The sequence below is a fragment of the Oceanobacillus sp. CF4.6 genome (genome assembly GCF_051262635.1).
In the GTDB taxonomy this organism is placed as follows: domain Bacteria; phylum Bacillota; class Bacilli; order Bacillales; family Amphibacillaceae; genus Oceanobacillus.
Window position 1 is genome coordinate 122,722 of sequence record NZ_JBIMEX010000008.1, and the last position, 21,250, is coordinate 143,971.

General features: G+C 37.8%; 21 protein-coding genes. 15 read left to right on the top strand and 6 right to left on the bottom strand.

Annotated elements, in window-relative coordinates; translation table 11 throughout:
- Nucleotides 1-399 precede the first annotated feature (399 nt).
- Nucleotides 400-1,146 carry an ABC transporter ATP-binding protein gene (locus tag ACHABU_RS13395; protein WP_435765399.1) on the top strand — a complete coding sequence of 249 codons (747 nt, stop codon included), beginning with the start codon at nt 400-402 and terminating at the stop codon, nt 1,144-1,146.
- The gene (locus ACHABU_RS13400) at nt 1,139-2,353 is read left to right on the top strand and encodes an ABC transporter permease (protein ID WP_435765400.1); all 1,215 of its coding nucleotides are present in this window, start codon (nt 1,139-1,141) and stop codon (nt 2,351-2,353) included. Before ACHABU_RS13395 ends, ACHABU_RS13400 begins: the two co-directional genes overlap by 8 nt.
- Before the next feature lie 35 nt (nt 2,354-2,388).
- Here the strand turns inward: ACHABU_RS13400 and ACHABU_RS13405 are convergent, their stop codons facing one another.
- A complete protein-coding gene (locus ACHABU_RS13405; RefSeq protein WP_435765401.1) occupies nt 2,389-3,558 on the bottom strand; it encodes a M20 family metallopeptidase in 1,170 nt (389 codons plus the stop codon).
- Nucleotides 3,559-4,244: 686 nt separating this feature from the next.
- Nucleotides 4,245-4,679, bottom strand: a complete 435-nt coding sequence (locus ACHABU_RS13410; RefSeq protein WP_435765403.1) for a ferritin-like domain-containing protein — start codon at nt 4,677-4,679, stop codon at nt 4,245-4,247.
- Between the two features lie 106 nt (nt 4,680-4,785).
- Here ACHABU_RS13410 and ACHABU_RS13415 point away from each other — a divergent pair, with 106 nt between their 5' ends.
- From ACHABU_RS13415 to ACHABU_RS13425, 3 genes are all read left to right on the top strand, one after another.
- Complete coding sequence (locus ACHABU_RS13415; RefSeq protein WP_435765468.1) at nt 4,786-5,427, top strand: phosphatase PAP2 family protein; 642 nt, start codon at nt 4,786-4,788, stop codon at nt 5,425-5,427.
- 170 nt (nt 5,428-5,597) lie between these two features.
- Nucleotides 5,598-6,032 carry a disulfide oxidoreductase gene (locus tag ACHABU_RS13420; RefSeq protein ID WP_435765404.1) on the top strand — a complete coding sequence of 145 codons (435 nt, stop codon included), beginning with the start codon at nt 5,598-5,600 and terminating at the stop codon, nt 6,030-6,032.
- Between the two features lie 3 nt (nt 6,033-6,035).
- Nucleotides 6,036-6,515, top strand: coding sequence for a thioredoxin family protein (locus ACHABU_RS13425; RefSeq protein ID WP_435765405.1), 480 nt, complete (start codon nt 6,036-6,038; stop codon nt 6,513-6,515).
- Between the two features lie 51 nt (nt 6,516-6,566).
- On the opposite strand, the gene ACHABU_RS13430 is transcribed toward ACHABU_RS13425, so the two are convergent.
- Nucleotides 6,567-7,067 carry an antibiotic biosynthesis monooxygenase family protein gene (locus tag ACHABU_RS13430; RefSeq protein ID WP_435765406.1) on the bottom strand — a complete coding sequence of 167 codons (501 nt, stop codon included), beginning with the start codon at nt 7,065-7,067 and terminating at the stop codon, nt 6,567-6,569.
- Between the two features lie 163 nt (nt 7,068-7,230).
- Between ACHABU_RS13430 and ACHABU_RS13435 the strand changes: the two genes are divergently transcribed.
- The 5 genes from ACHABU_RS13435 to ACHABU_RS13455 all read left to right on the top strand — a co-directional run bounded on the left by ACHABU_RS13435 (nt 7,231) and on the right by ACHABU_RS13455 (nt 14,192).
- Nucleotides 7,231-9,402, top strand: coding sequence for a transglycosylase domain-containing protein (locus tag ACHABU_RS13435; protein ID WP_435765407.1), 2,172 nt, complete (start codon nt 7,231-7,233; stop codon nt 9,400-9,402).
- A 102-nt stretch (nt 9,403-9,504) separates the two neighbouring features.
- Nucleotides 9,505-10,539 (top strand): uroporphyrinogen decarboxylase, encoded by a 1,035-nt coding sequence (hemE, locus tag ACHABU_RS13440; protein ID WP_435765409.1) that lies wholly within the window; start codon nt 9,505-9,507, stop codon nt 10,537-10,539.
- A gap of 30 nt (nt 10,540-10,569) precedes the next feature.
- Nucleotides 10,570-11,505, top strand: a complete 936-nt coding sequence (gene hemH, locus ACHABU_RS13445; RefSeq protein WP_435765410.1) for a ferrochelatase — start codon at nt 10,570-10,572, stop codon at nt 11,503-11,505.
- Complete coding sequence (gene hemY, locus ACHABU_RS13450) at nt 11,505-12,914, top strand: protoporphyrinogen oxidase (RefSeq protein WP_435765411.1); 1,410 nt, start codon at nt 11,505-11,507, stop codon at nt 12,912-12,914. The genes hemH and hemY overlap by 1 nt, the downstream gene beginning before the upstream one ends.
- Nucleotides 12,915-13,223: 309 nt before the next feature.
- Nucleotides 13,224-14,192, top strand: a complete 969-nt coding sequence (locus tag ACHABU_RS13455) for a nuclease-related domain-containing protein (protein ID WP_435765412.1) — start codon at nt 13,224-13,226, stop codon at nt 14,190-14,192.
- 285 nt (nt 14,193-14,477) lie between these two features.
- Here ACHABU_RS13455 and pepF read toward each other — a convergent pair whose 3' ends face one another.
- Together pepF and yhfH are read right to left on the bottom strand one after the other, a co-directional pair.
- A complete protein-coding gene (gene pepF / locus ACHABU_RS13460) occupies nt 14,478-16,292 on the bottom strand; it encodes an oligoendopeptidase F (protein WP_435765413.1) in 1,815 nt (604 codons plus the stop codon).
- 191 nt (nt 16,293-16,483) lie between these two features.
- Nucleotides 16,484-16,615, bottom strand: coding sequence for a protein YhfH (gene yhfH / locus ACHABU_RS13465; protein ID WP_379496996.1), 132 nt, complete (start codon nt 16,613-16,615; stop codon nt 16,484-16,486).
- 112 nt (nt 16,616-16,727) lie between these two features.
- Between yhfH and ACHABU_RS13470 the strand changes: the two genes are divergently transcribed.
- The 3 genes from ACHABU_RS13470 to ACHABU_RS13480 all read left to right on the top strand — a co-directional run bounded on the left by ACHABU_RS13470 (nt 16,728) and on the right by ACHABU_RS13480 (nt 19,394).
- Nucleotides 16,728-17,459 carry an MBL fold metallo-hydrolase gene (locus tag ACHABU_RS13470; RefSeq protein WP_435765414.1) on the top strand — a complete coding sequence of 244 codons (732 nt, stop codon included), beginning with the start codon at nt 16,728-16,730 and terminating at the stop codon, nt 17,457-17,459.
- Between the two features lie 133 nt (nt 17,460-17,592).
- The gene (locus ACHABU_RS13475) at nt 17,593-18,588 is read left to right on the top strand and encodes a lipoate--protein ligase (RefSeq protein WP_435765415.1); all 996 of its coding nucleotides are present in this window, start codon (nt 17,593-17,595) and stop codon (nt 18,586-18,588) included.
- A gap of 266 nt (nt 18,589-18,854) precedes the next feature.
- On the top strand, nt 18,855-19,394 hold the full coding sequence (locus tag ACHABU_RS13480) for a competence protein ComK (RefSeq protein WP_435765416.1): 540 nt from the start codon (nt 18,855-18,857) through the stop codon (nt 19,392-19,394).
- Here the strand turns inward: ACHABU_RS13480 and ACHABU_RS13485 are convergent.
- Nucleotides 19,324-19,716: a hypothetical protein gene (locus ACHABU_RS13485; protein WP_435765417.1), complete on the bottom strand. Its 393-nt coding sequence runs from the start codon at nt 19,714-19,716 to the stop codon at nt 19,324-19,326. The two genes, ACHABU_RS13480 and ACHABU_RS13485, sit on opposite strands and share 71 nt — an antisense overlap.
- A gap of 208 nt (nt 19,717-19,924) precedes the next feature.
- On the opposite strand from ACHABU_RS13485, the gene ACHABU_RS13490 reads away from it, so the two are divergent.
- Complete coding sequence (locus ACHABU_RS13490; protein WP_435765418.1) at nt 19,925-20,581, top strand: TVP38/TMEM64 family protein; 657 nt, start codon at nt 19,925-19,927, stop codon at nt 20,579-20,581.
- Between the two features lie 56 nt (nt 20,582-20,637).
- Complete coding sequence (gene lepB, locus ACHABU_RS13495) at nt 20,638-21,189, top strand: signal peptidase I (RefSeq protein WP_435765420.1); 552 nt, start codon at nt 20,638-20,640, stop codon at nt 21,187-21,189.
- Nucleotides 21,190-21,250 lie beyond the last annotated feature (61 nt).

Genomic DNA, 21,250 nt, shown 5'->3' on the forward strand with positions numbered 1-21,250 from the left:
ATGCGTGGATGATTCTTCACAATTTACAAAACCGCCATACCAATTATCCATATCACTCGAAGTGGACTTTGGTAAAAGGGCTTTTTTATTTCATTAGTATCCCAACACGAACACCCCATCTTGTGTACTACGAAATTCAGAACAATTATCGAAAACTAACACCTCATTTGTGTGTTTTTTACACGAAACTACATTAGATATTCGATCGCTGACACCTCATTTGCGGTTGACAAGATTTTGTTGCGATGAGACATCCTCGTTTCTTCTTTTATATTTTGTGCCGAAAAGTTCAACTTATACATCGATAATAAAAAAATGTCCAAATTTGTTGTAGGGTTTGGCTTTGGCAAGACCTCTCAATAATGATAAAATTAAAGGCAGTAAAGAGGAGGGACTCTTGTGGAATCATTATTACATATTGATAACCTGCATGGTGGGTATACACATAAAGATGTACTGCACGGCATTTCCTTTGATGTAAATCCTAAGGAAATCGTCGGTCTGATTGGATTGAATGGTGCAGGAAAAAGTACAACAATAAAACACATCATTGGATTAATGCAACCGAAAAAAGGAACTGTCCGTGTAAATGGGAAGTCATACAAAGAAAGTTCGGAAACGTACCGGAATCAGATTGCATATATTCCTGAGATGCCAATACTATATGATGAGTTGACACTACATGAACATCTTCGCCTAACTGCAATGGCGTATGGGATATCCGAAAAGGTTTTTGAGAAGAGGCTTCCACCTTTGTTAAAGGAATTTCGATTGGAAAAAAAGCTAAACTGGTTTCCAGTTCATTTTTCTAAAGGGATGCGTCAAAAAGTCATGATTATGTGTGCTTTTTTAATTGAGCCTCCATTGTATATTGTAGACGAGCCATTTGTTGGACTGGATCCATTGGGTATCCAATCGTACTTACAATTAATGGATGGGATGAAAAATAACGGATCGGGTGTATTAATGTCCACACATATTCTTGCGACAGCGGAGCGCTATTGTGATCGTTTCGTAATTTTACACGATGGAAAGGTAAGAGCAATTGGAACGCTCGAGGAATTACGTGAAAGCTTTAATATGGCTGGCGCAACATTAGATGATCTTTATGTGCAGTTAACGAAGGAAGAAGATAGCCATGTTTGATTCGCATGAATTTTATAAAAAACGGTTCTCTTCCCATATAAAAGAGACGAGCCGTTATTTAAAATATATTTTCAATAGTCATATGGTATTTGCAATTCTCTTCTTTATTTCTGCCTCAGCCTATTATTATCAACAGTGGCTGACACAGTTGCCTGAGAATTTTCCAACATCACTTATTATTGGTGTGATATTTGGGTTGATTGTGAGCTATAGTCCAATCCGAACATTACTAAAAGAACCGGACCTTGTGTTTATTATTGTAGCAGAAAACAAAATGGGGGCCTATTTTCGTAATTCACTTATATACAGTTTTGTTATTCAATTGTATTTATTGTTGCTTTGCGCAGCAGCATTTGGACCTTTATACTTTGCTTCATATCCGGACAGGCAAGGTAATATTTACCTGCTAACACTAGTCGTTGTGCTTATTTTCAAGGTTGCTAATTTAGTTGCAAATTGGTGGATGCTTAAAGTAAGGGAGCCGGGGATTCGAAATACGGATTTCTTCATACGAACAGTATTAAATGTTGTTATCTTTTATTTTATTATCAAAGGGGAAATGCTATTTGCGGGAATAGTATCTGTCATATTCGTTGGTGTTTTCCTTTATGATTACTATTTATCCAGTAAGCAGTCTGGTATTGCATGGGATATGTTGGTGGAAAAGGATCGAAATAGAATGCAGGCTTTTTATCGTCTTGCTAATATGTTTGCTGATGTACCGCATCTGAAAAATCGTGTGAAGAAAAGGCAATGGCTTGTGAACTTCGTAAGCAAAGGTATCCCTTTTGAAAAGGAAGCTACTTATAACTACTTGTTCCGTATTTCCTTTATCAGAAGCGGTGACTACCTCGGAATGTATCTTCGTCTAATTGTTTTGGGTGGATTATTTATTTATTTCATTCCTAATTTGTGGATGAAATTAATATTTGCCATTCTGTTTCTGTATTTAAGTACTTTCCAGATGATGACACTCTACCAACACCATCGGACTAATATGTGGCTCGATCTTTATCCGGTAGATAACATATACAGAAAAGAAGCGGTGTTAAAAATCATTTATCAGCTTAGTGGAATCCAAGTACTTATTTTCTCGCTATTGTTTCTACTGTTAGGTGAATTTGTAGGATTTATACTTGCTTTTGCAGCCGGTGTACTATTTACAGTCACTTTTGTCAACGGTTATATTAAATCACGATTGAAATAAAAAATGGAGCCCGCTCGTTGGGCTCCATTATTTATCTATGAGCGTTGGTAGCCGAAGTAGGCCCCAATTAAAGTTTTAGCGGCGATTGGCAGGGATTTCTCATCAATATCAAATTTCGGATGATGATGTGGGTATGGATTCCCTTTTTTATTTGCACCTGTAAAGAAGAAAGCACCCGGTTTCTCCATTGTATAATAGGCGAAATCTTCTCCTGCCATGTATGGGAGTGTTTCTTCTGCTTTATGAATTTCAACAATGTTTTTACTTGCATTTAATACAATTTCAGCTTCTTCTGGATGGTTAATTAATGGTGGATATCCCTTTACATAGTCAAATGTGTAAGCAGCATCATTTGAAATGCAAATACCTTTAACGATTTTTTCCATTTCCTCAATAATTTTTTCCTGTACGTCCACATCCATATGTCGAACAGTTCCAGTTAATTTTGCTTGATCTGCGATAATATTAAAAGCATTACCAGCCTCGAACATTCCAATTGTAATCACCGCAGTTTTCAATGGATCCAATCTTCTACTGACGATTTGCTGCAATTGGGAAACAACTTCAGATGCGATTACAATAGCATCTTTTGTTTCCTGAGGATATGCACCATGACCTCCTTGGCCTTGAATTGTAAGTTCGAAACGGTCCGCACCTGCCATCATTACTGATTTAGAAGTCTGTAGCACACCAACTGGAAGGGTCGCCCATAAATGATTACCAAACACTGCGTCCACATGATCAATGGCACCTGATTCGATCATCGGTTTTGCTCCACCTGGTGCATATTCTTCGGCATGTTGATGGAGAAATACGATTGTCCCTTCCAAGTCTTCCTGGTATCCCTTCATAACTTTTGCAAGTGTTAGCAATGAAGCTGTATGACCATCATGTCCACAAGCGTGCATGACACCCGGGACTTTAGATTTATAAGGGACATCCTTTTCATCCTGAATTGGTAACCCATCAAAATCTGCTCTTAAGGCAACCGTTTTTCCTGGTTTCCCCCCTTTAAGCGTGGCAATGACTCCATTACCTCCAATATTGGCTTCATATGGAATCTCCAGTTGTTCATAATAATCTGCAATATATTTTGCTGTTTTTGTTTCTTGAAAAGAAAGTTCAGGATACTGGTGCAAATATCTGCGGATTTCAACCATTTCTGAATATATTTCATCTATCGATTTATGTATTTTTTTCAACAAAATAATTCCCCACCTTTAATCTTTATTTAAAGCAAGCATGATGCTTCTGAATAGATACATGTATTAATACTGACTTTTTTCTACAAGAGTGGATTGCTTTTACTCGCCCCAACTTGTTTTTGCCACAAAATCTATAAACTACGAAGTAACTGCGATCCCGCCGTCCGGGATCGCGGCGGGCGGATGCTTTTCGCGGGCACGGCCTCAGCCTCCTCGAGAAACCCACTCTGCGGGGTCTTCGGACACGTGCTTTTCCCGCAGGAGTCACCGCCCGCCGCTCACCCGGACTGGGGAAGCTTGGTGATATGAGTTTTATAAATCACTAATCCAGTTAGCAGTTTGTATGCTTAAAATCAGCTCTGGGGAAATATACGAAGACTCCAGCCGCCCGCGGAAAGCGAAGTATATTTCCCCAGAGCGGTCGCCGAAGTTCCTATCCTAGTTCGCATTTTATCTTAATTTTGCATACTTACAAGACAACAAACATTACAAAAAGAGCCGTAATATAAATAGTATAACATTTTTCTAACAATTTTTAACTTAACACCCCCCAACATGTATGTGAAACGATTGTAGTAGTGCAGAGCATCTAAAAAGCAGAGCTTTTTAGACTAGCAAACCGAAATATAAAAAAAAAGGATGGCTGATTTAACAGCCATCCTTTAGGGAAAGGGGGTTACGATATATTAAGTAAGTCTCGGATCAGCAAGTAATCGTTCTATTTCTTCTTTGTGATGTGTCTCATCAGAAATCAAATCTTCCAATTTAACAACAAGTTCAGTATAGCCAAGTGACTCAGCCTGTTTCTTACGTTGTTCATATCTATCGATTGTATCTGACTCTGATTGAAGAGTAGCTTCCAATAATTCTTTAACTTCTGTTGGTTGTGGTACCTCGGCAGCTTTCGTAGTTGGCGTACCACCAAGCGATTTAATTTTTTCAGATAAATATAATGCATGACTCAGTTCGTCGGTTATTTCTGCCTCAAAGAAAGGTTTGAGAGCGGAACGGTATAAACCTGATACAACCGATGCGCTATAAGTGTATTGAATGGTAGCACCATACTCATGCGATAAGTCTTCATTTAAACCATCAATTAAATTCTGTAAATCTTTTTCCATAGTACCCCTACCTTTATTAATTATTTTGTATACTATATAAAATACCCGATTCAGTTTTTTTCAAACCTAAATTAAGATAAGATAATAGAAGGGGAGGAAGTAATTGGTGAAAAACAAAAGGCAATCTACTATTTTACTATTATTATCAATTGTGTTCGTAGTTACAGTAGGTTGGATTGTTCAAATTATTAATGGTAGTATCCCATATATTGATCGATGGACAAGGGGATTGGTTGGAACGCTGGATAATTCAGTTTTTTACGAGGGATTTCGTATCGTCACGGAACTGGGCTCCCGATCCTTTCTTTTTCCTTTTGTAATTGTAATGGCAGTTGTAATATGGGTATTGCTTAAGAATTGGTTTGCTGCTCTTGTGTTCGCAGGAGGGACTTTGGCAACACATATGTTAAATCTCTTTATAAAAAATGTGGTGGATCGGGAAAGGCCAAGTATTTCTGTGGCTGCTAATGCAGAAGGATACAGTTTCCCATCGGGGCATGCAATGATTCCAATGGTTTGTTATGGTTTGCTGGCCTATTTTCTGGTGAAAAAAATGAAATCCAAATCAGCAATTCTAATGACTCAAATTATCTTAGCTTTGATTGTATTTCTTATCGGGATCAGTAGATATGTTATTAACGTTCATTATTTAACCGATGTGATGGCGGGGTTTGTGATCGGCTTTATCTGTTTGGTTGGATTTATATATCTTTATGAATCTGTCCAAAAAATCAGGTCTCAGTCTTAAGACGGAGGGGTTAATTTAAACAAATATTTCTGGTAGAAGGATGGCAAATATATAAAATAAGATGTTCAATAATCTGTCAAATAACTTTTTACACCGAGAATAAAAAATTGTATTTATTTGAGGGCATTTGTATAATACAATTGTACACTAAAGTAGAGAGGAACATTCAGATGGGAAATATGACCAAGAAAGCAGAAAATTTATTACTGCTCATATGGATACAAGCCTTTCTGGCAATGGCCGGGAGTTTGTTTTATTCTGAGGTAATGGGATATATTCCATGTGAATTATGCTGGTACCAGCGTATTTTAATGTATCCTCTAGTGGTTATTTATGGTGTTGCAGCTATCAAGAAGGAAATTAATGTAGCATTACCAGGGCTAATTCTGAGCGGAATTGGGATGTTTGTTTCCATGTATCATTATATGGTTCAAAAAGTTTCTGCATTTCATGAATTAGGTGGAACATGTACTGGAGGAGTACCATGTAATGCTATTTACGTGAATTACTTTGGGTTTGTAACGATACCGTTTTTGGCTGGAATAGCATTTATTGTTATTTTTGTTTTGCATCTTATGCTACTAAAAGAAATGAGGAGAAATTAGCTTATGGGGAAGAAAATGTTAATTATTATTGGTTCAATTGTTGTATTATTTGTCGCTCTATTCTTTGTTATCGACTATAAAAATAACCAAGCATTAGACAGCAATGAAAATCCATACGGAACAAATGATTTAGATCAAGCTACGATTGATCAGTTAGACGATCCATTGTACCAAAATATCATTTTGCCGAATGATTTAAATGAAAAGATCGATAACGGGGAAGAAGTTACGGTTTATTTCTATAGTCCTACATGTGTATATTGTCAAAATACAACACCATATCTTGCACCACTTGCTGAAGATATGAATATTGACATGAAGAAATTTAACTTGCTTGAATTTGGTCAGGAAGGACTTTCGTATAATATTGAGTCTACACCAACTTTAGTCCATTTTGAAAATGGGGAAGAAGTATCCCGACTCGTTGGTCAATATCCTGAGGAAGAATATGAAGTATTTTTTAATGAATATGTTTTAAACTAATAATAAAGAAATCAGAAGCTAGCTGTGCCACTTTCAGCTAGCTTCTGATTTTTATTCTTCTTCTTCTTTTAACATGGTACAGGTAGTCAAGAAGGGCTGCTCCATAAAATTCGCGGGCTTTTTTGCGGTTTGATTTTTATGTGCTTCCTTAAACTGATCGGATTCTTTCCAGTTTTCAAAATCATTAGCGGTATGCCATTGCGTCAATACGACATACGTATTATTTACGCTCGGTCTTAGTAAACGAAATGCCTGGAATCCTGTCATACCTTCAACCGTATTCCTTCGATTTTTAAACCGATGCTCAAATCCAGGTTTACTTTCATCAGATACAGGAATATTGTTCATAACAACAAATCCCTCTTTAAGAATCTCACCTGTCTGCATGATTACCTCATATTCCCTTCCCGAACTAAATAGCTTCTTATCACTATTCTCATAGTAAGCAATACCACCACCACTGCTATTCATTAAATGAAGCTTAATATCTGGGTTTTTTTGATCGATGTTTTGCAGGAAATTAATCGTCCCATTCGTCATATATGCTTTCATACAAAATTAGCCCCCTTGTCGTTTATATATTATCATATTACCCTTTACTTTAAATAACTACACTAGATGTTATTTAAAGTAATTATCATCTAATAAGGAGTATATTCTTTAACCTTGGCGAAAAATGTCGTATAATAGTTTTGAAATGTGTAGAGGTGAACATATGCAAAAAAAAGAAAAAAAGGATAAAAAGCAGTGGACCTTTCGAGGAAAAGTTAAACTGTTTATATGGGTTGCTGTTTCCATTCTTACACTAGGTATTGTAGCTTTTGGAACGATCATGTATGGTGGGAAGCTTGTTGTGGGTGATGAGGATCTTATTTTGGATGCAACCACTACAATTGAAACACGTGACGGGGAAGTCGTCGATACATTATATAACGAGAATCGTACAATGGTATCCATTGATCAAGTACCTGAATATTTAATAGATGCATTTGTTGCCGTAGAAGATAGAAGATTTTATGACCATGAAGGTGTGGATATAAAGTCAATCATGCGTGCTATTTATAAGGATATTCTAGCCATGAGTAAAGTAGAAGGTGCAAGTACCATTACACAGCAGTTGGCTAAAAATCTGTTCCTCTACAATGATAAAACATGGACACGTAAAATGAAAGAAGCAATGGCCGCAATATATCTTGAGAGACATTTATCAAAAGATGAAATTCTGGAGTTATATATGAACGAAATTTACTTTGGCCAAGGCTTGTATGGAGTAGGAGCAGCTTCGAACTACCTTTTTTCAAAAAAGGTAGAGGATTTAACGTTATCTGAAGCAGCCTTAATTGCAGGACTTGTAAAAGCTCCAAATGGGTATTCTCCGATAAATCATCCGGATAAAGCACTCGAAAGACGGAATATTGTGTTGCAATCAATGGAAGATGCCGGTTATATTTCATCAGAGATGGAACGGAATGAACAAAAAAAGACACTTGGATTATTGGTTCAGGAGGATGAGCCGACACCTTGGACAGATAGCTATATCGATCTCGTTATGAAAGAGGCTGCTGAAGAACATCAGCTTTCTGTGGATCAGTTAAAAAGTGGTGGTTATCGAATTATTGTGAACATGGACAGTGACATACAGAAGATTGCGCATGAACACTATCAGAGAGATGCGTTTTTCCCTGGGAATACTTCTGGTGTTGAAGGAGCTTTTGTCATGTTGGAGGAGGACACTGGAAAAATTGTCTCTGCAATTGGAGGAAGAAATTATCAGCTGGGTGATTTAAACCGTGTGACTGTTCAAAGACAGCCGGGATCAACTTTTAAGCCGGTTGCTGTTTACGGTCCAGCAATGATGCTGGAGGAGACCTACAACCCATTTTCACTTCTTCCAGATCAGATGGCTTTAGAAAATGCCGTTTCCAATTCTGACGGCGTTTATGCGAATACAGTAACGATGTATGAGGCTTTAATACAATCGAAAAATACATCAGCAGTTTGGCTGCTTGATCAAATCGGTATCGATTATTCGAAGCGTTATTTGGAAAAGTTAGGGATGCCAATCGAGGATGAAGGCACATCGATCGCGCTTGGAGGTTTGACACATGGTGTGACACCTCTACAAATGGCTCAAAGCTTTCTAGCATTTTCTGCGGATGGAAAGATACTGGAATCTGCTACGATTGATCAGATTATTGATCGAAATGATGAAGTCATCTTTGAATCGGAAGTGAAGTCCCAGCAGGTTTTTACTCCGCAAGTCGCATGGAATATGACAGAAATGTTAATTGATACAGTAGAACGTGGTACCGCAACAGCTGGAGAATATACAAAAGCCTTGGCAGGTAAAACCGGATCTACGCAGCATCCACTTGTCGAAGGACAAACAAAAGATGCCTGGTTTGTAGGCTATACACCAGATTATGTTACTGCTTCCTGGATGGGCTATGATAAATCTGACGCAGACCATTATCTAACAAAGGGAAGTGCATATCCAACCAGTCTCGTCAAATCAATTTTGACTGAAATGGATAAACAGTCAGGTGGTTCACTGACCGCAGAATTCACAAAGCCAGATCATGTAGATGATTTACCGGAACCGATTATTCTCCCGGAAATAACCAATCTTACAGCTGATTTCGAACTTGGTGGATTATCCTTAGTACAGGGAAAACTAACATGGAAAGGCTCAGACGATGACCGAGTTGTTTACCGTATCTATCAGGATAACGAAGGAATAGATAAACGTATCGGAGAAGTAATAGGTGAAACAGAATATAAGATTAACAATGCACTATTCCGCAATAATAAGTACTATGTAGTAGCGTACGACCCATTGACCAAAATGGAAGGCGGAAGATCGGAAACCGTTGAACTTGTATGGTAAATGAGACAAATTCATGACAAACCACGACCTTTCCTATACAGTAATGTCGGAAATCGCTATAGTTAGTAATGGAGTCAGTAGAATGAGTAAAGGATGAAGTGTATGTCGATAAAACGTAATGATACAATTTTAAAAGCTTATAACGGTGAAAAAACAGATTATATACCAGGATGGTTTATGAGACAGGCGGGGCGTTCCCAGCCGGAGTATCGTGAACTGAAAGAAAAGTATTCATTATTTGAAATTACCCATCAGCCGGAATTATGTGCATATGTAACACGACTTCCCGTTGAAAATTATGGTGTGGACGCAGCAATCTTATATAAAGATATTATGACTCCATTGCCATCATTGGGCGTAGATGTTGAAATCAAGAGCGGAATCGGCCCAGTAATTCATAATCCGATTAGGAAATTCAGCGATGTGGAAAAACTTGGTGAACTAAATCCAAGTGCAGATATTCCATATGTAATGGATACAATCCGTCTTTTAACAGAAGAACAACTTGAAGTCCCGCTAATTGGGTTTAGTGGTGCACCATTTACATTGGCAAGTTATATGATTGAGGGTGGGCCGTCAAAAAATTATATGAAAACAAAAGCATTAATGTACAATGAGCCCGAGACATGGTTCGCATTGATGGACAAGCTCGCGGACATGATTATTACTTATGTGGAGGCTCAGGTTGAAGCAGGTGTCAAGGTCATTCAAATATTTGATTCATGGGTAGGTGCGTTAAATGCAGCAGATTACCGTGTATTTATTAAACCTGTAATGACGAGAATATTCGCTGAACTTAGAAAGCATAACGTCCCTTTAATTATTTTTGGAGTGGGAGCTCGACATTTATTGCTGGAGTGGAATGACTTGCCGGTGGATGTTATTGGTCTAGACTGGCGTACGTCAATCACAGAAGCAAGAGAAATGGGTGTGACCAAAGTTGTGCAAGGAAATCTTGACCCGACCATTTTGCTTACCGAATGGGAAATTATTGAAAAACGTACGAAAGGAATTCTGGACGAGGGGATGCAGCAAGGCAAATACGTTTTCAATCTAGGTCATGGTGTAACTCCGGATATTAAACCTGCAACATTGAAAAAGTTGACAGCGTTTATTCATTCATACACAGGGAAGTAGTTGAAAATCTTTTAAGAGGTGTTGTTTAAAATGGATAAGAAAAAAATAGGATTATTAGTAATGGCTTATGGTACGCCAAATAAAGAAGAAGAAATTGAACCCTACTACACGCATATTCGGCATGGAAGAAAGCCTGAACCGGAAGCACTGCAGGATTTGAAGGACCGCTATAAGGCGATTGGTGGTATATCTCCATTGGCAAAAATCACGGAAGACCAGGCACAAGCTTTAGAAACTAGCCTGAATGAAGCACAAAACGAGTATGAATTTAAAGCTTACATTGGTTTGAAACATATCGCACCTTTTATTGAAGATGCAGTAGAAGTAATGGCTAAAGATGGCATCACAGAAGCAGTTTCTCTAGTTCTAGCACCCCATTACTCAACTTTCAGTGTGAAATCATATAATGACCGTGCAAACACGGAAGCAGAAAAGCACGGAATCACAATTGATTCCGTAAAAGATTGGTACACAGAACCTGGGTTTATCAAGTTCTGGGCTAATGGTATTAATGAGATTTATGCAGAAATGCCTGCAGCAGAACGCGAGAAAGCGGTACTTATCGTTTCAGCACACAGTCTGCCTGAAAAAATATTGCAAAATGGTGACCCATACCCGGATCAATTAAGAGAAACAGCAGAATTAATAGTTGAAGAGACAGAGATTAAAAACTACGCATTGGGATGGCAAAGTGAAGGTAACACACCAGATCCATGGTTGGGACCAGATGTACAGGATCTTACACGTGAGCTTTATGACAAACAAGGATTCCGTTCCTTTATTTATGCTCCAGTAGGTTTCATTGCCGACCACTTAGAAGTATTGTTTGACAATGATTATGAATGTAAAGTGGTATGTGATGAACTTGGTGCGAACTATCACCGACCTTCCATGCCAAATGTTCACCCTGATTTCGTTCATACGCTTGCAAAAGTTGTCTTGAATAAAGTAAAGAGTGAAGTGTGATGGATGTTAAAAAGATAGTTGTTGTAGGTGGCGGAATTACTGGATTATCCGCCGCTTACCACTTGCAAAAGCAAATAAGGGCAAGCAATTTGCCTTATGAAGTGAAATTGGTTGAAGCAAGCAATCGCCTGGGAGGCAGAATCGAGAGTATAAATAAAGACGGTTTTACGATTGAATTGGGACCTGATTCTTTACTTTCAAGAAAACCATCCGCTGTAAAATTGGTGGAAGAGCTTGGTCTGAGTGATCAAATTGTTCGCAATGGAACGGGACAATCGTACATTTTAATAAAAAATAAGTTACATAAAATGCCTAAAGGTGCATTTATGGGAGTCCCTAAAGAAGTCCGCCCTCTACTCGGATCCAATGTATTTTCTTTAAATGGAAAGTTACGTGCTTTAATGGATCTTGTCTTACCTAAAAGCAAAGAAACAGGGGACCAATCACTTGGTTTGTTTATGCGCAGGCGTTTTGGGAATGAATTAGTTGATCATCAAATTGATCCCTTATTGTCCGGAATCCATTCAGGTGATATTGATAAAATGAGTCTGAAGGCAACTTACCCAATGTTTTATCAAGCAGAACAGAAGCATGGCAGTTTGATGAAAGGTTTACAAAAAACATTACCGAGTAGTCCCAAAAAATCGAAAAGTGATAAAAAGGCTGAAGGTGTATTTTTCTCATTGGAAAATGGGTTGGAAAGCTTGGTAAAACGTCTTGCGGATAAACTTGATGCTAACACGATTAGAACGAATACAGCCGTCGATCACATAGAGAAAAAAGATAAAGTCTATCATCTTCTTTTAAGTAATGGAGAAGTTTACAAAGCAGATGCGGTTATTATGGCGACACCACATACAGCAGTGCCAACCATGCTAAGTCAATACGACTTTTTGAAAACACTCTATGATATTCCAGCTACATCAACAGCAAATGTTGTAATGGCCTTTAATCAAGCTGATATTAAAAAGGACATTGACGGCACAGGATTCCTAGTCAGTCGAGACAGCAATTATCGTATTACTGCCTGTACATGGACACATCGCAAGTGGCCAACTACAACACCAGAAGGCAAAGCATTATTCCGTTGCTATGTTGGTAAACCTAATGATCAGGAAATCGTAGATCTATCAGATGAAGAAATTACAGACATCGTTTTAAAAGACTTAAATAAAACAATGAAATTAAAGGCAAAACCAGAATTCAGTATTATTACACGTTTTAAAAATGCTAGACCACAGTATGACGTCGGGCACTTGGAACGCGTTGCAGAAGTACGTGCCAATGCATCCGAAAAATTGCCAGGTTTATTCCTGACAGGAAGCTCCTATGATGGAGTTGGTATACCAGACTGCATTCAACACGGCGAGAAAAGCGCATCTGATGTGATCGCATTTTTGAATAGATAAGGACAGGAAAGCTCCGATTTGGTTCGGGGCTTTTTCTGTGTGTTGTTGACATCTGAGGGACCGGTGCGGCGGAATTAGGCATGGATTTGATGGAAATGCTGAAGTTCATGAGAGATTGGCTGAAGTTCACGAGAGAAATGCTAAAGTTCACAGAAGATATGCTGAAGTTCACAAATTCGGCCGAGCGGTTGTACATGATGTGGAGCAAAAGGAAATGTTAAAGTTATAAAAAATTACTTGATCTGCAGGAATTTATCGATTGGTATCGAATATTGTAATATACAAATAAATTAGAAAGGTTGAATGATAGTGATTGTACAACCACTTGTGATATCCAAATATATTTTGCAGGTAGAGGCTTTAAACAGGAGGTTAATTCTGAACCACCCAATCAAAGATATCGTCAACAGTCAGGCTCGAATTCTCCGGGCAGGCTATAATGGCGAGGCAGCCCTCCAATTTCCGCTTAGCTTTCTCCCTTATGACGATTTCCTCATTTTTCATCATTTACGAATACCAGATGCTCATGGTTTTTTCCAAATTGATATACTCCTGCTGTCAAAAGAATTTCTCTTAATTATTGAAGTTAAAAATATTGATGGTGAAGTATCATTTGATGATATTGGGCAGTCAATCCGCAGAAAGGAAGGAAAGGAAGACTCATTCACAAATCCAATTGAACAAATTAATTTGCAACATATAAGATTACTTCGCTGGCTCCGTAATTACAATCTACCGACCATCCCCATAGAGAAAATTGCTGTGTACAGTTCTCGACACACCATTCTAAAAGATCTTACCAACGATAAGGCCATTTCAAATACAGTAATTCGCAAAGATAAAATACTGAGTAAAATTGAGGAGATTAAACAAAAACATCCCATACCTGTTCTAACGGAGGATCAATTAATGGAACTGTCTTATAAACTACTTTCAGCACATACAGAAGAGAGCATTGATGCTTTGGAAAAATTCAAGGTATCTCCAGAGGAGTTAATAACAGGCGTGATTTGCCCAGAATGTGGTGAAGTCCCTATGATACGAAAAAGTGGAAAGTGGAATTGTATTCACTGTAAGACTATTTCTAAGACGGCGCATAAACAAGATTTAAGGGACTATGCTTTATTGATATGTGAATATATAAGTAATAAGAATGCGAGGGAATTTTTGCAACTTCCATCTACTAACACAGCTAGAAATTTACTGAAAGGTAATTATCGCCAGATAGGTGATACCAGTGGTCGAAAATACCATCTTGTTGAAGAGATATTTGAATAAAAGTCCTTAGGCCCTGCAAACGCAGGGTTTTTTATGTCCATTTTATCTGAGAAATGCTGAAGTTCACAGTGAAAATACGGAAGTTCACAGTAGAAATGCTAAAGTTCACAGTGAAAATATGGAAGTTCACACAATAAATGCGAAAGTTCACAAATTCCTCTTCGAATGACGACATTCAGCAGTACCCGGTCGACCCCCGACTCAAGGACAGTCCCGCCGCACCAACCCACACCCCAGTGCCGTACAAAAAAAGGTGATCACTAAAGGTGATCACCTTCTAAAAATTTATTCGTAACTTTTAACGAGTTCATCCACAAGTGAACCTACATAATCTACTGCAACTTTAATTGCATCGGGTTTGGACATGTCCACTTCTGCTTGTTTGATAAGGTCGAGTGGTTTTTGTGTGCTACCTGATCGAAGGACATCGAGCCAGCTGTCAATTGCTGGCTGGCCTTCTTCCTTTATTCTTTGTGCCACTGCCGTTGATACAGTTAGGCCTGCTGAGTATGTATATGGATACAGTCCCATGTAGTAATGCTGTTGACGCATCCATGTTAGACCTGCTCCTTCATCAAATGTGACTGCATCACCCCAGAAATTTTCAAGTGCTTCCTGTTTTTGATTACATAACACATTGGCTGTAAGTGGAACACCTTGCTCTGCCAAATCATAGATACGGCGTTGGTATTCAGCTTCCAATAAATGGGTAACAAAGTTATGGTAATAGGTTCCGAGTAACTGTGTGATTACCCAGCGTTTCATACGAACATCATCTGTATTATTCATAAGATGTTCTGCTAACAGCAACTCATTCAATGTTGATGGTGCTTCGACAAAGTAAGTGGAAGGACGGGTATTGAAAAGTGATTGGTTATTACCTGCAAGATAGAAATGGGCTGCATGTCCTAGTTCGTGAGCAAGTACAAAAGCCCCACGCATGGTATCCGTCCAAGTAATCAAAATGTATGGATGAACACCATAGGGACTTGAACAGAACGCACCATTTGCTTTACCAATATTATCAGAACGATCAATCCAGCGATTGGCAATGCCTTCCCGCATGATTTCCGTATATTCCGGTCCCATTACTTTTAATGCTTCAATAATCGTTGAAGTTGCATCTTCATATGTCGTTTGAGGGTTGAACTCTGGATCGAGTGGTGCTTTTAGATCGCAGTATCGGATTTCTTCAAGTCCGAGTTTCTCCTTCTTCAGTTTGGCAAACCGACGCATATGTGGAGCAAGGTTCTGTTGAATGATATCCAGTTGATTATGATACATTTCCTTTGTTACCTGTTGCGATGACAAAAGCATATCGGTAACAGAATCATAGTTGCGTAGTTTTGACATGGTAACCTGTTTTGTTACTTCGGTTGCATAAGTTGCTGCAAACGTATTTTTATAGTCGTTTAATGTATTTGTAAATGATTCATATGCAGCTCGGCGTGTCTCTGTATTTGGTGAGAATTCATAGCGATCTTCATATAATGCTTCAGACATTGGAAGTTCCACATCGTCCTGATCCTTAATGGACTCGAATTCCATATCAGAAGCTTTACTGCGTTGATATATCATATGTGGTGCACTATGTACTTGACTTAATGCTGCTAGTGTTTCTTCAATTTCTGGCGAAAGGGTATGGGCTTTGTCTTCGATCAAATCTTCCAACATCTTCTGATAAGTCTTCAGCTCAGGTTGCTCCTGAAGGAACTGTTTAATCGTTTCATCGGGAAGTGTTAATAATTCGGATTGGAAGAAAGAAAGTTTTGCATTAACACGAGCCAGTGCTGAAGATACTTTGGATGTATCTCTTTGATTATCAGGGTCTGATCCATCAGCACTTGATCGAAGGTTCGCATAGACGGCAACACGAATGACGCGTTGTTGGAATGCTTCCAATGCTTTCAATGCCTGCAGCAAAGTGTTGGAATCAGCATGAAGCTTTCCTCTATAGTCAGTAATTTCACTTACAACATCCTGAATCTTAATCAGCTCTTTTTCCCAGGCGGCATGATTTGGAAATAACTCCGTTAAATCCCACGTTTGCTCTTGTGGTACTTCAGAACGACTCGATCTATGAGTAGTTGAGATCGTCATATACATGCTCCTTTACTAAATGTATTTCGCAACTCAAAATAATTATAATATACAAATTAACATAATGGTAGAACTTTCTGATATATCCAAAATAAAAAAAGCAGCTATAGGAATAGCTGCAACTAGAGAACTTTATTTTGTTGTAGTACAGTTATAGTAGTGGAGTAGTTACACGTAAATACAGTTTCTATTTATCTTGCAGGATGATCACATTCATCACAGATATTACCATAGCAATCAGCTTTCTCATGTACCATGTCTTCACCGCATTGGGAACATTTCTTTTTAGGCAAATTTCTGAAAAACTCAATTACACTGATCATGTGTATCCTCCTCTTTAAATGGCGTATTTGATGTTAAATCTATTGTAATACAACAGTATGTATTTTGTCAATACTGTGTTACAACATATTTTGAAAATAGGAGTGAATTAGAATGAAATTAACGATTATTGGATGCTGGGGTGGTTATCCGGCAAGGGATGGTGCTACTTCTGCCTATTTAATTGAAAAAAATAATTTTTCATTACTTATTGATGTTGGAAGTGGATCATTGTCCAAATTACAAAAGTATAAAGATATTTCTGACCTGGATGCTGTTGTACTTTCTCATTACCATCATGACCATGTGGCAGATATTGGCGTACTTCAGTATGCAAAACTAATTGAATTCTATGTGAAGGGTTCTGAAAAAATACTACCGATTTATGGTCATGCAAAAGATAATAAAGGATTTGAATCACTGACTCATCAATTTACAAAAGGAATAACCTATCAGCCAGAAGAAGAACTTAAGATTGGCCCATTTACGATTCAGTTTCTAGAAACAGTTCATCCTGTTCCGTGTTATGGAATGCGGATTACAGATGGTGAACGTGTTATTGTTTATACCGCAGATACAAGTTATAAGGAAGATTGGAAGGGCTTTGCCAAAAATGCAGATTTGCTGATTACAGATTGTAATTATTATGCAGGTCAGAATGGTTCCAAAGCTGGTCATATGAATAGTGAAGAAGGGGCAAAAATAGCAGTAGCCGCCGGTGTGAAAACATTAATGCTCAGTCATCTTCCACAATTCGGAGACCTTAATCAACTGGCACAAGAAGCACAGCAACATTTTAATGGAATCGTAAAAATAGCCGAAGAAGGAATGGAGTGGAACGGCTAGAATATTAAATATGGGTTCGAAGGAGGGGAAACCGGACTTTTTGAACAACTACATCAAGCTATTTCTTTTGATAACTTTGAAAGTTTGGATTAAACTTATCTATAGTAAGCAGATAAAGGGAGGAACGCGCGAAATGAAATTTATTGACAACAAAGGGATCACAGACCCGATGATCAATCTGGCAATTGAAGAATATATTTTAGAAAACTTTGGGGAGAAAGATACATATTTATTATTTTACATTAATAGACCGTCCATCATTATTGGACGTAACCAAAATACAATTGAAGAAATCAATACAGATTATGTCGATGAAAAAGGAATTAAGGTAGTGCGTCGTCTCTCTGGTGGCGGAGCGGTATACCATGATGAACAAAACCTTAACTTCAGTTTTATTACAAAAGATGATGGTGACAGCTTCCAGAACTTTGCTAAATTTACGCAACCAATGATTGATGCGATGAATAAATTGGGTGTTCCTGCAGAAATGCAAGGACGTAATGACCTTGCTGTTAAGGGGCGCAAAATTTCCGGTAATGCAATGTTCTCAACAAAAGGACGCATGTTCAGTCACGGTACGCTCATGTTTGATTCTGAGTTAGAAGAGTTAACAAAGGCATTGAAGGTTAAAAAAATCAAAATTGAATCAAAAGGGATTAAATCAATCCGTAGCCGAGTAGCCAATATCTCTGAGTTCCTGGAAGAGAAAATTACGATGAATCAATTCAAAGAAATAATTCTCAAACATGTGTTCACAGTAGATGATGTAAAGGATGTTCCTGAATACGTGTTAACAGATAAAGATTGGGAAAACATCCATGAAATCTCCAAAAAACGTTATCAGCAATGGGAATGGAACTATGGGAAATCTCCAGCATTTAACGTGCAGGAAACTTATAAATTTGACGCAGGCCTTGTAGATGTTCGTCTCGACGTCAAAAAAGGAATCATTGAAAACTGTAAAATTTTCGGTGACTTTTTCGGTATTGGTAACGTGGAAGAACTTGAGAATAAATTAATTGGTGTTCGACATGAACGTAAAGCTATTGAAGATACACTTGCTGATTTTGAGGTTTCGCATTACTTAGGAAGAATATCTAAAGAAGACTTCATAAATCTACTCTATTAGATTCAAGGAAAGCCCGCTGAGATATTTGCAAAACACACTTATGGCGAAATTCTTAGAAATAATTAAGTAAATTAATAATAAATAGTAGTAAATTAGCACAGGCGAACGTTTGTATAAAGCGCCTGTGCTTTTGATTTTCTGTAGAAAATCGACAAAATATTATTTTTTCGTAAAATTTAGTTTATATGCACCATTTTTCCTATAAATATGATAAATTAGTACTTAAGCCACTTTCTTTTTATTTTTCTAGGAAAGGAAGTATAAAAGTGTTAAAAAATTATTATTTTACCTCTCATGAAATTACTCCGTTTACAATGGCAGTAATTGCCGAGCATGATGTGAAGGGGGATCAGATAACTCGTGTTCTGGAAGAAGATGCAGAATATGTGTTGGATGGTACCCCTACTAAAATTATTGATGATGCATGTCGATTTTTCGGTGCAAGTCTCAAAGGAAGGCAAGATGGAACGAAAGACATCAGTGGTATCACACATAAAGCGCCTATCTCAATCGACCCTTCAAGTGGGATGTATTTCTTTCCTACTACCTCACCCAGTAGTTCAAAATGTTCCTGGATTGCTCATTCACACATCGATAAAGTCAACAGGTCTGGAAACCATCAAACGGAAATGCTTTTTAAAAATGGCAGGAAAGTGATCATAGATATTTCATATGGATCTATGTTGAATCAGTTGCAGCGGACAGCTCAGTTCCGTTATTTGCTCGATAATCGAATTAGGTTTTTGCACCAGCATCTATCTGCTGATATGGTTGCAGAGCCTTCAACATCAGTTCTTGGACAATGACCTCCACCTTTTTGCGGATGGCGGGATTAAAGTAATTGCGTTTCTCTTCCCGACCTTGACAGAGAAAGAGAAAAGATGAGAAAGAATCATTTTTATTCAGGGTTACAATTTGCATGTTCTTCTGCCTCATCACCATTTTTAGTTTTCTCCGTTCAATGGATGCTTCGGTTTCCATTTTTTCTAAAAGTTTTATATAAGGTTCTTTAATTTTAAAGGCACCATTCTGAACATAATTCCTATCCTGTCTGATAACGACCATCGCCATGGACAAGAAAAGAAAACGGGAAGCAAGTTCTAAGTCTTTGTCTGTTAGATAGCGCAATTGAATCACTCCTTCATATGTAGAACGTTTGTTCCTTTTATCTTATTATATGATAAAGTTTAAAAAAATACACGACTAAATCTAAAAAATTGAATAATAAAAAGAAAGTGGCCCAATAAGATGTTAAAACTATGCATTTTACCTTGTTTACTTTAAAATATAACTAAGATTAAGAAGCCGTTCATACATATGAGGAGAATCCGTCTAAATGTATTTATTAAACATCAATTTTTCCAATTGGAGATCCGTCCTTGAAAGGGAGGGACTGGAAGAATTTATTCAGCAGATATTAAACCAATATGAAGGTTTGGGACCGTTGCCAGGAATACTTTTTCCGTTTATTGAAGCATTTCTTCCTTTTCTTCCGTTAATTGTATTTGTTATGGGTAATGCAGCAGCTTATGGATTATTGGAAGGATTTCTTCTTTCCTGGGGCGGTGCAAGCGTTGGAGCAATCGTTGTATTTTTACTGATTCGTAAGCTTGGCAATACGAGATTACTTAAAAAAATTAGTTCGAATAAACAGGTTACACGTGTTACGGTATGGGTGGAACGACATGGATTTGGACCTTTATTTTTGTTACTATGCTTTCCGTTTTCGCCATCAGCGATTATTAATGTGGTAGCAGGACTTTCAAGAGTAAGTACGCAACAGTTTATTCTGGCTGTTTTATTAGGGAAGGCGGTAATGGTTTTCTCGATTTCCTACATCGGTTCAAGCATTATGGAATTCGCCCAGAATCCAATGAAAACAATCATGGTAGGAATAGGGATTGTCTTATTTTGGATGTTAGGCAAATATCTTGAAAAAAGATTGCAAAAAAAAGCAGTAAATAAGAACTATCCAACGATGAATAAAGATTAAAATAGCTTCTCCATGGGTAAGATAAGAGTAGATGATAACCCTGGAGGAAGATAACTATGAAAAATTATAATTATCGCAGACTGATACCTATAGTCATTCTTGCAGTTGTACTTGCGGTAATTTTACGGTCAACAATCTTTGCAAGCTATGTTGTTGATGGTGAGTCTATGGAACCGACATTATATGATGGTAATTTACTAATGGTAAATAAAATTGTATATGATTTAACAGATATTGATCGATTTGATGTAATTGTTTTCCATGCAAATGAAGAAGATGATTATGTGAAACGGGTTATAGGATTGCCTGAAGATGAAATTGAATACAAAAATGATCAATTGTTTGTAAATGGAGAACTTGTGGAAGAGAAATTTCTGAATGCTTATGTACAAGCAAGTGATTCCAAACCGTTTACAAATAACTTCACATTAGTGGAAACAACTGGTGTTCAAAAAGTACCGGAAAACAAGCTGTTTGTTATGGGAGATAACCGGCAGGACAGCTTGGATAGCAGATCATTTGGTTTCATATCAACAGATCAGATCGTTGGAAAAGTCGACGTGAAATACTGGCCACTCTCACAAACAAAACTTAGCTTCGGCAAATAGGTAATTGGGTCTCTCTATTATAGAGCTTCTATCTTTGTTAAAATAGATAGAAGCTCTATTT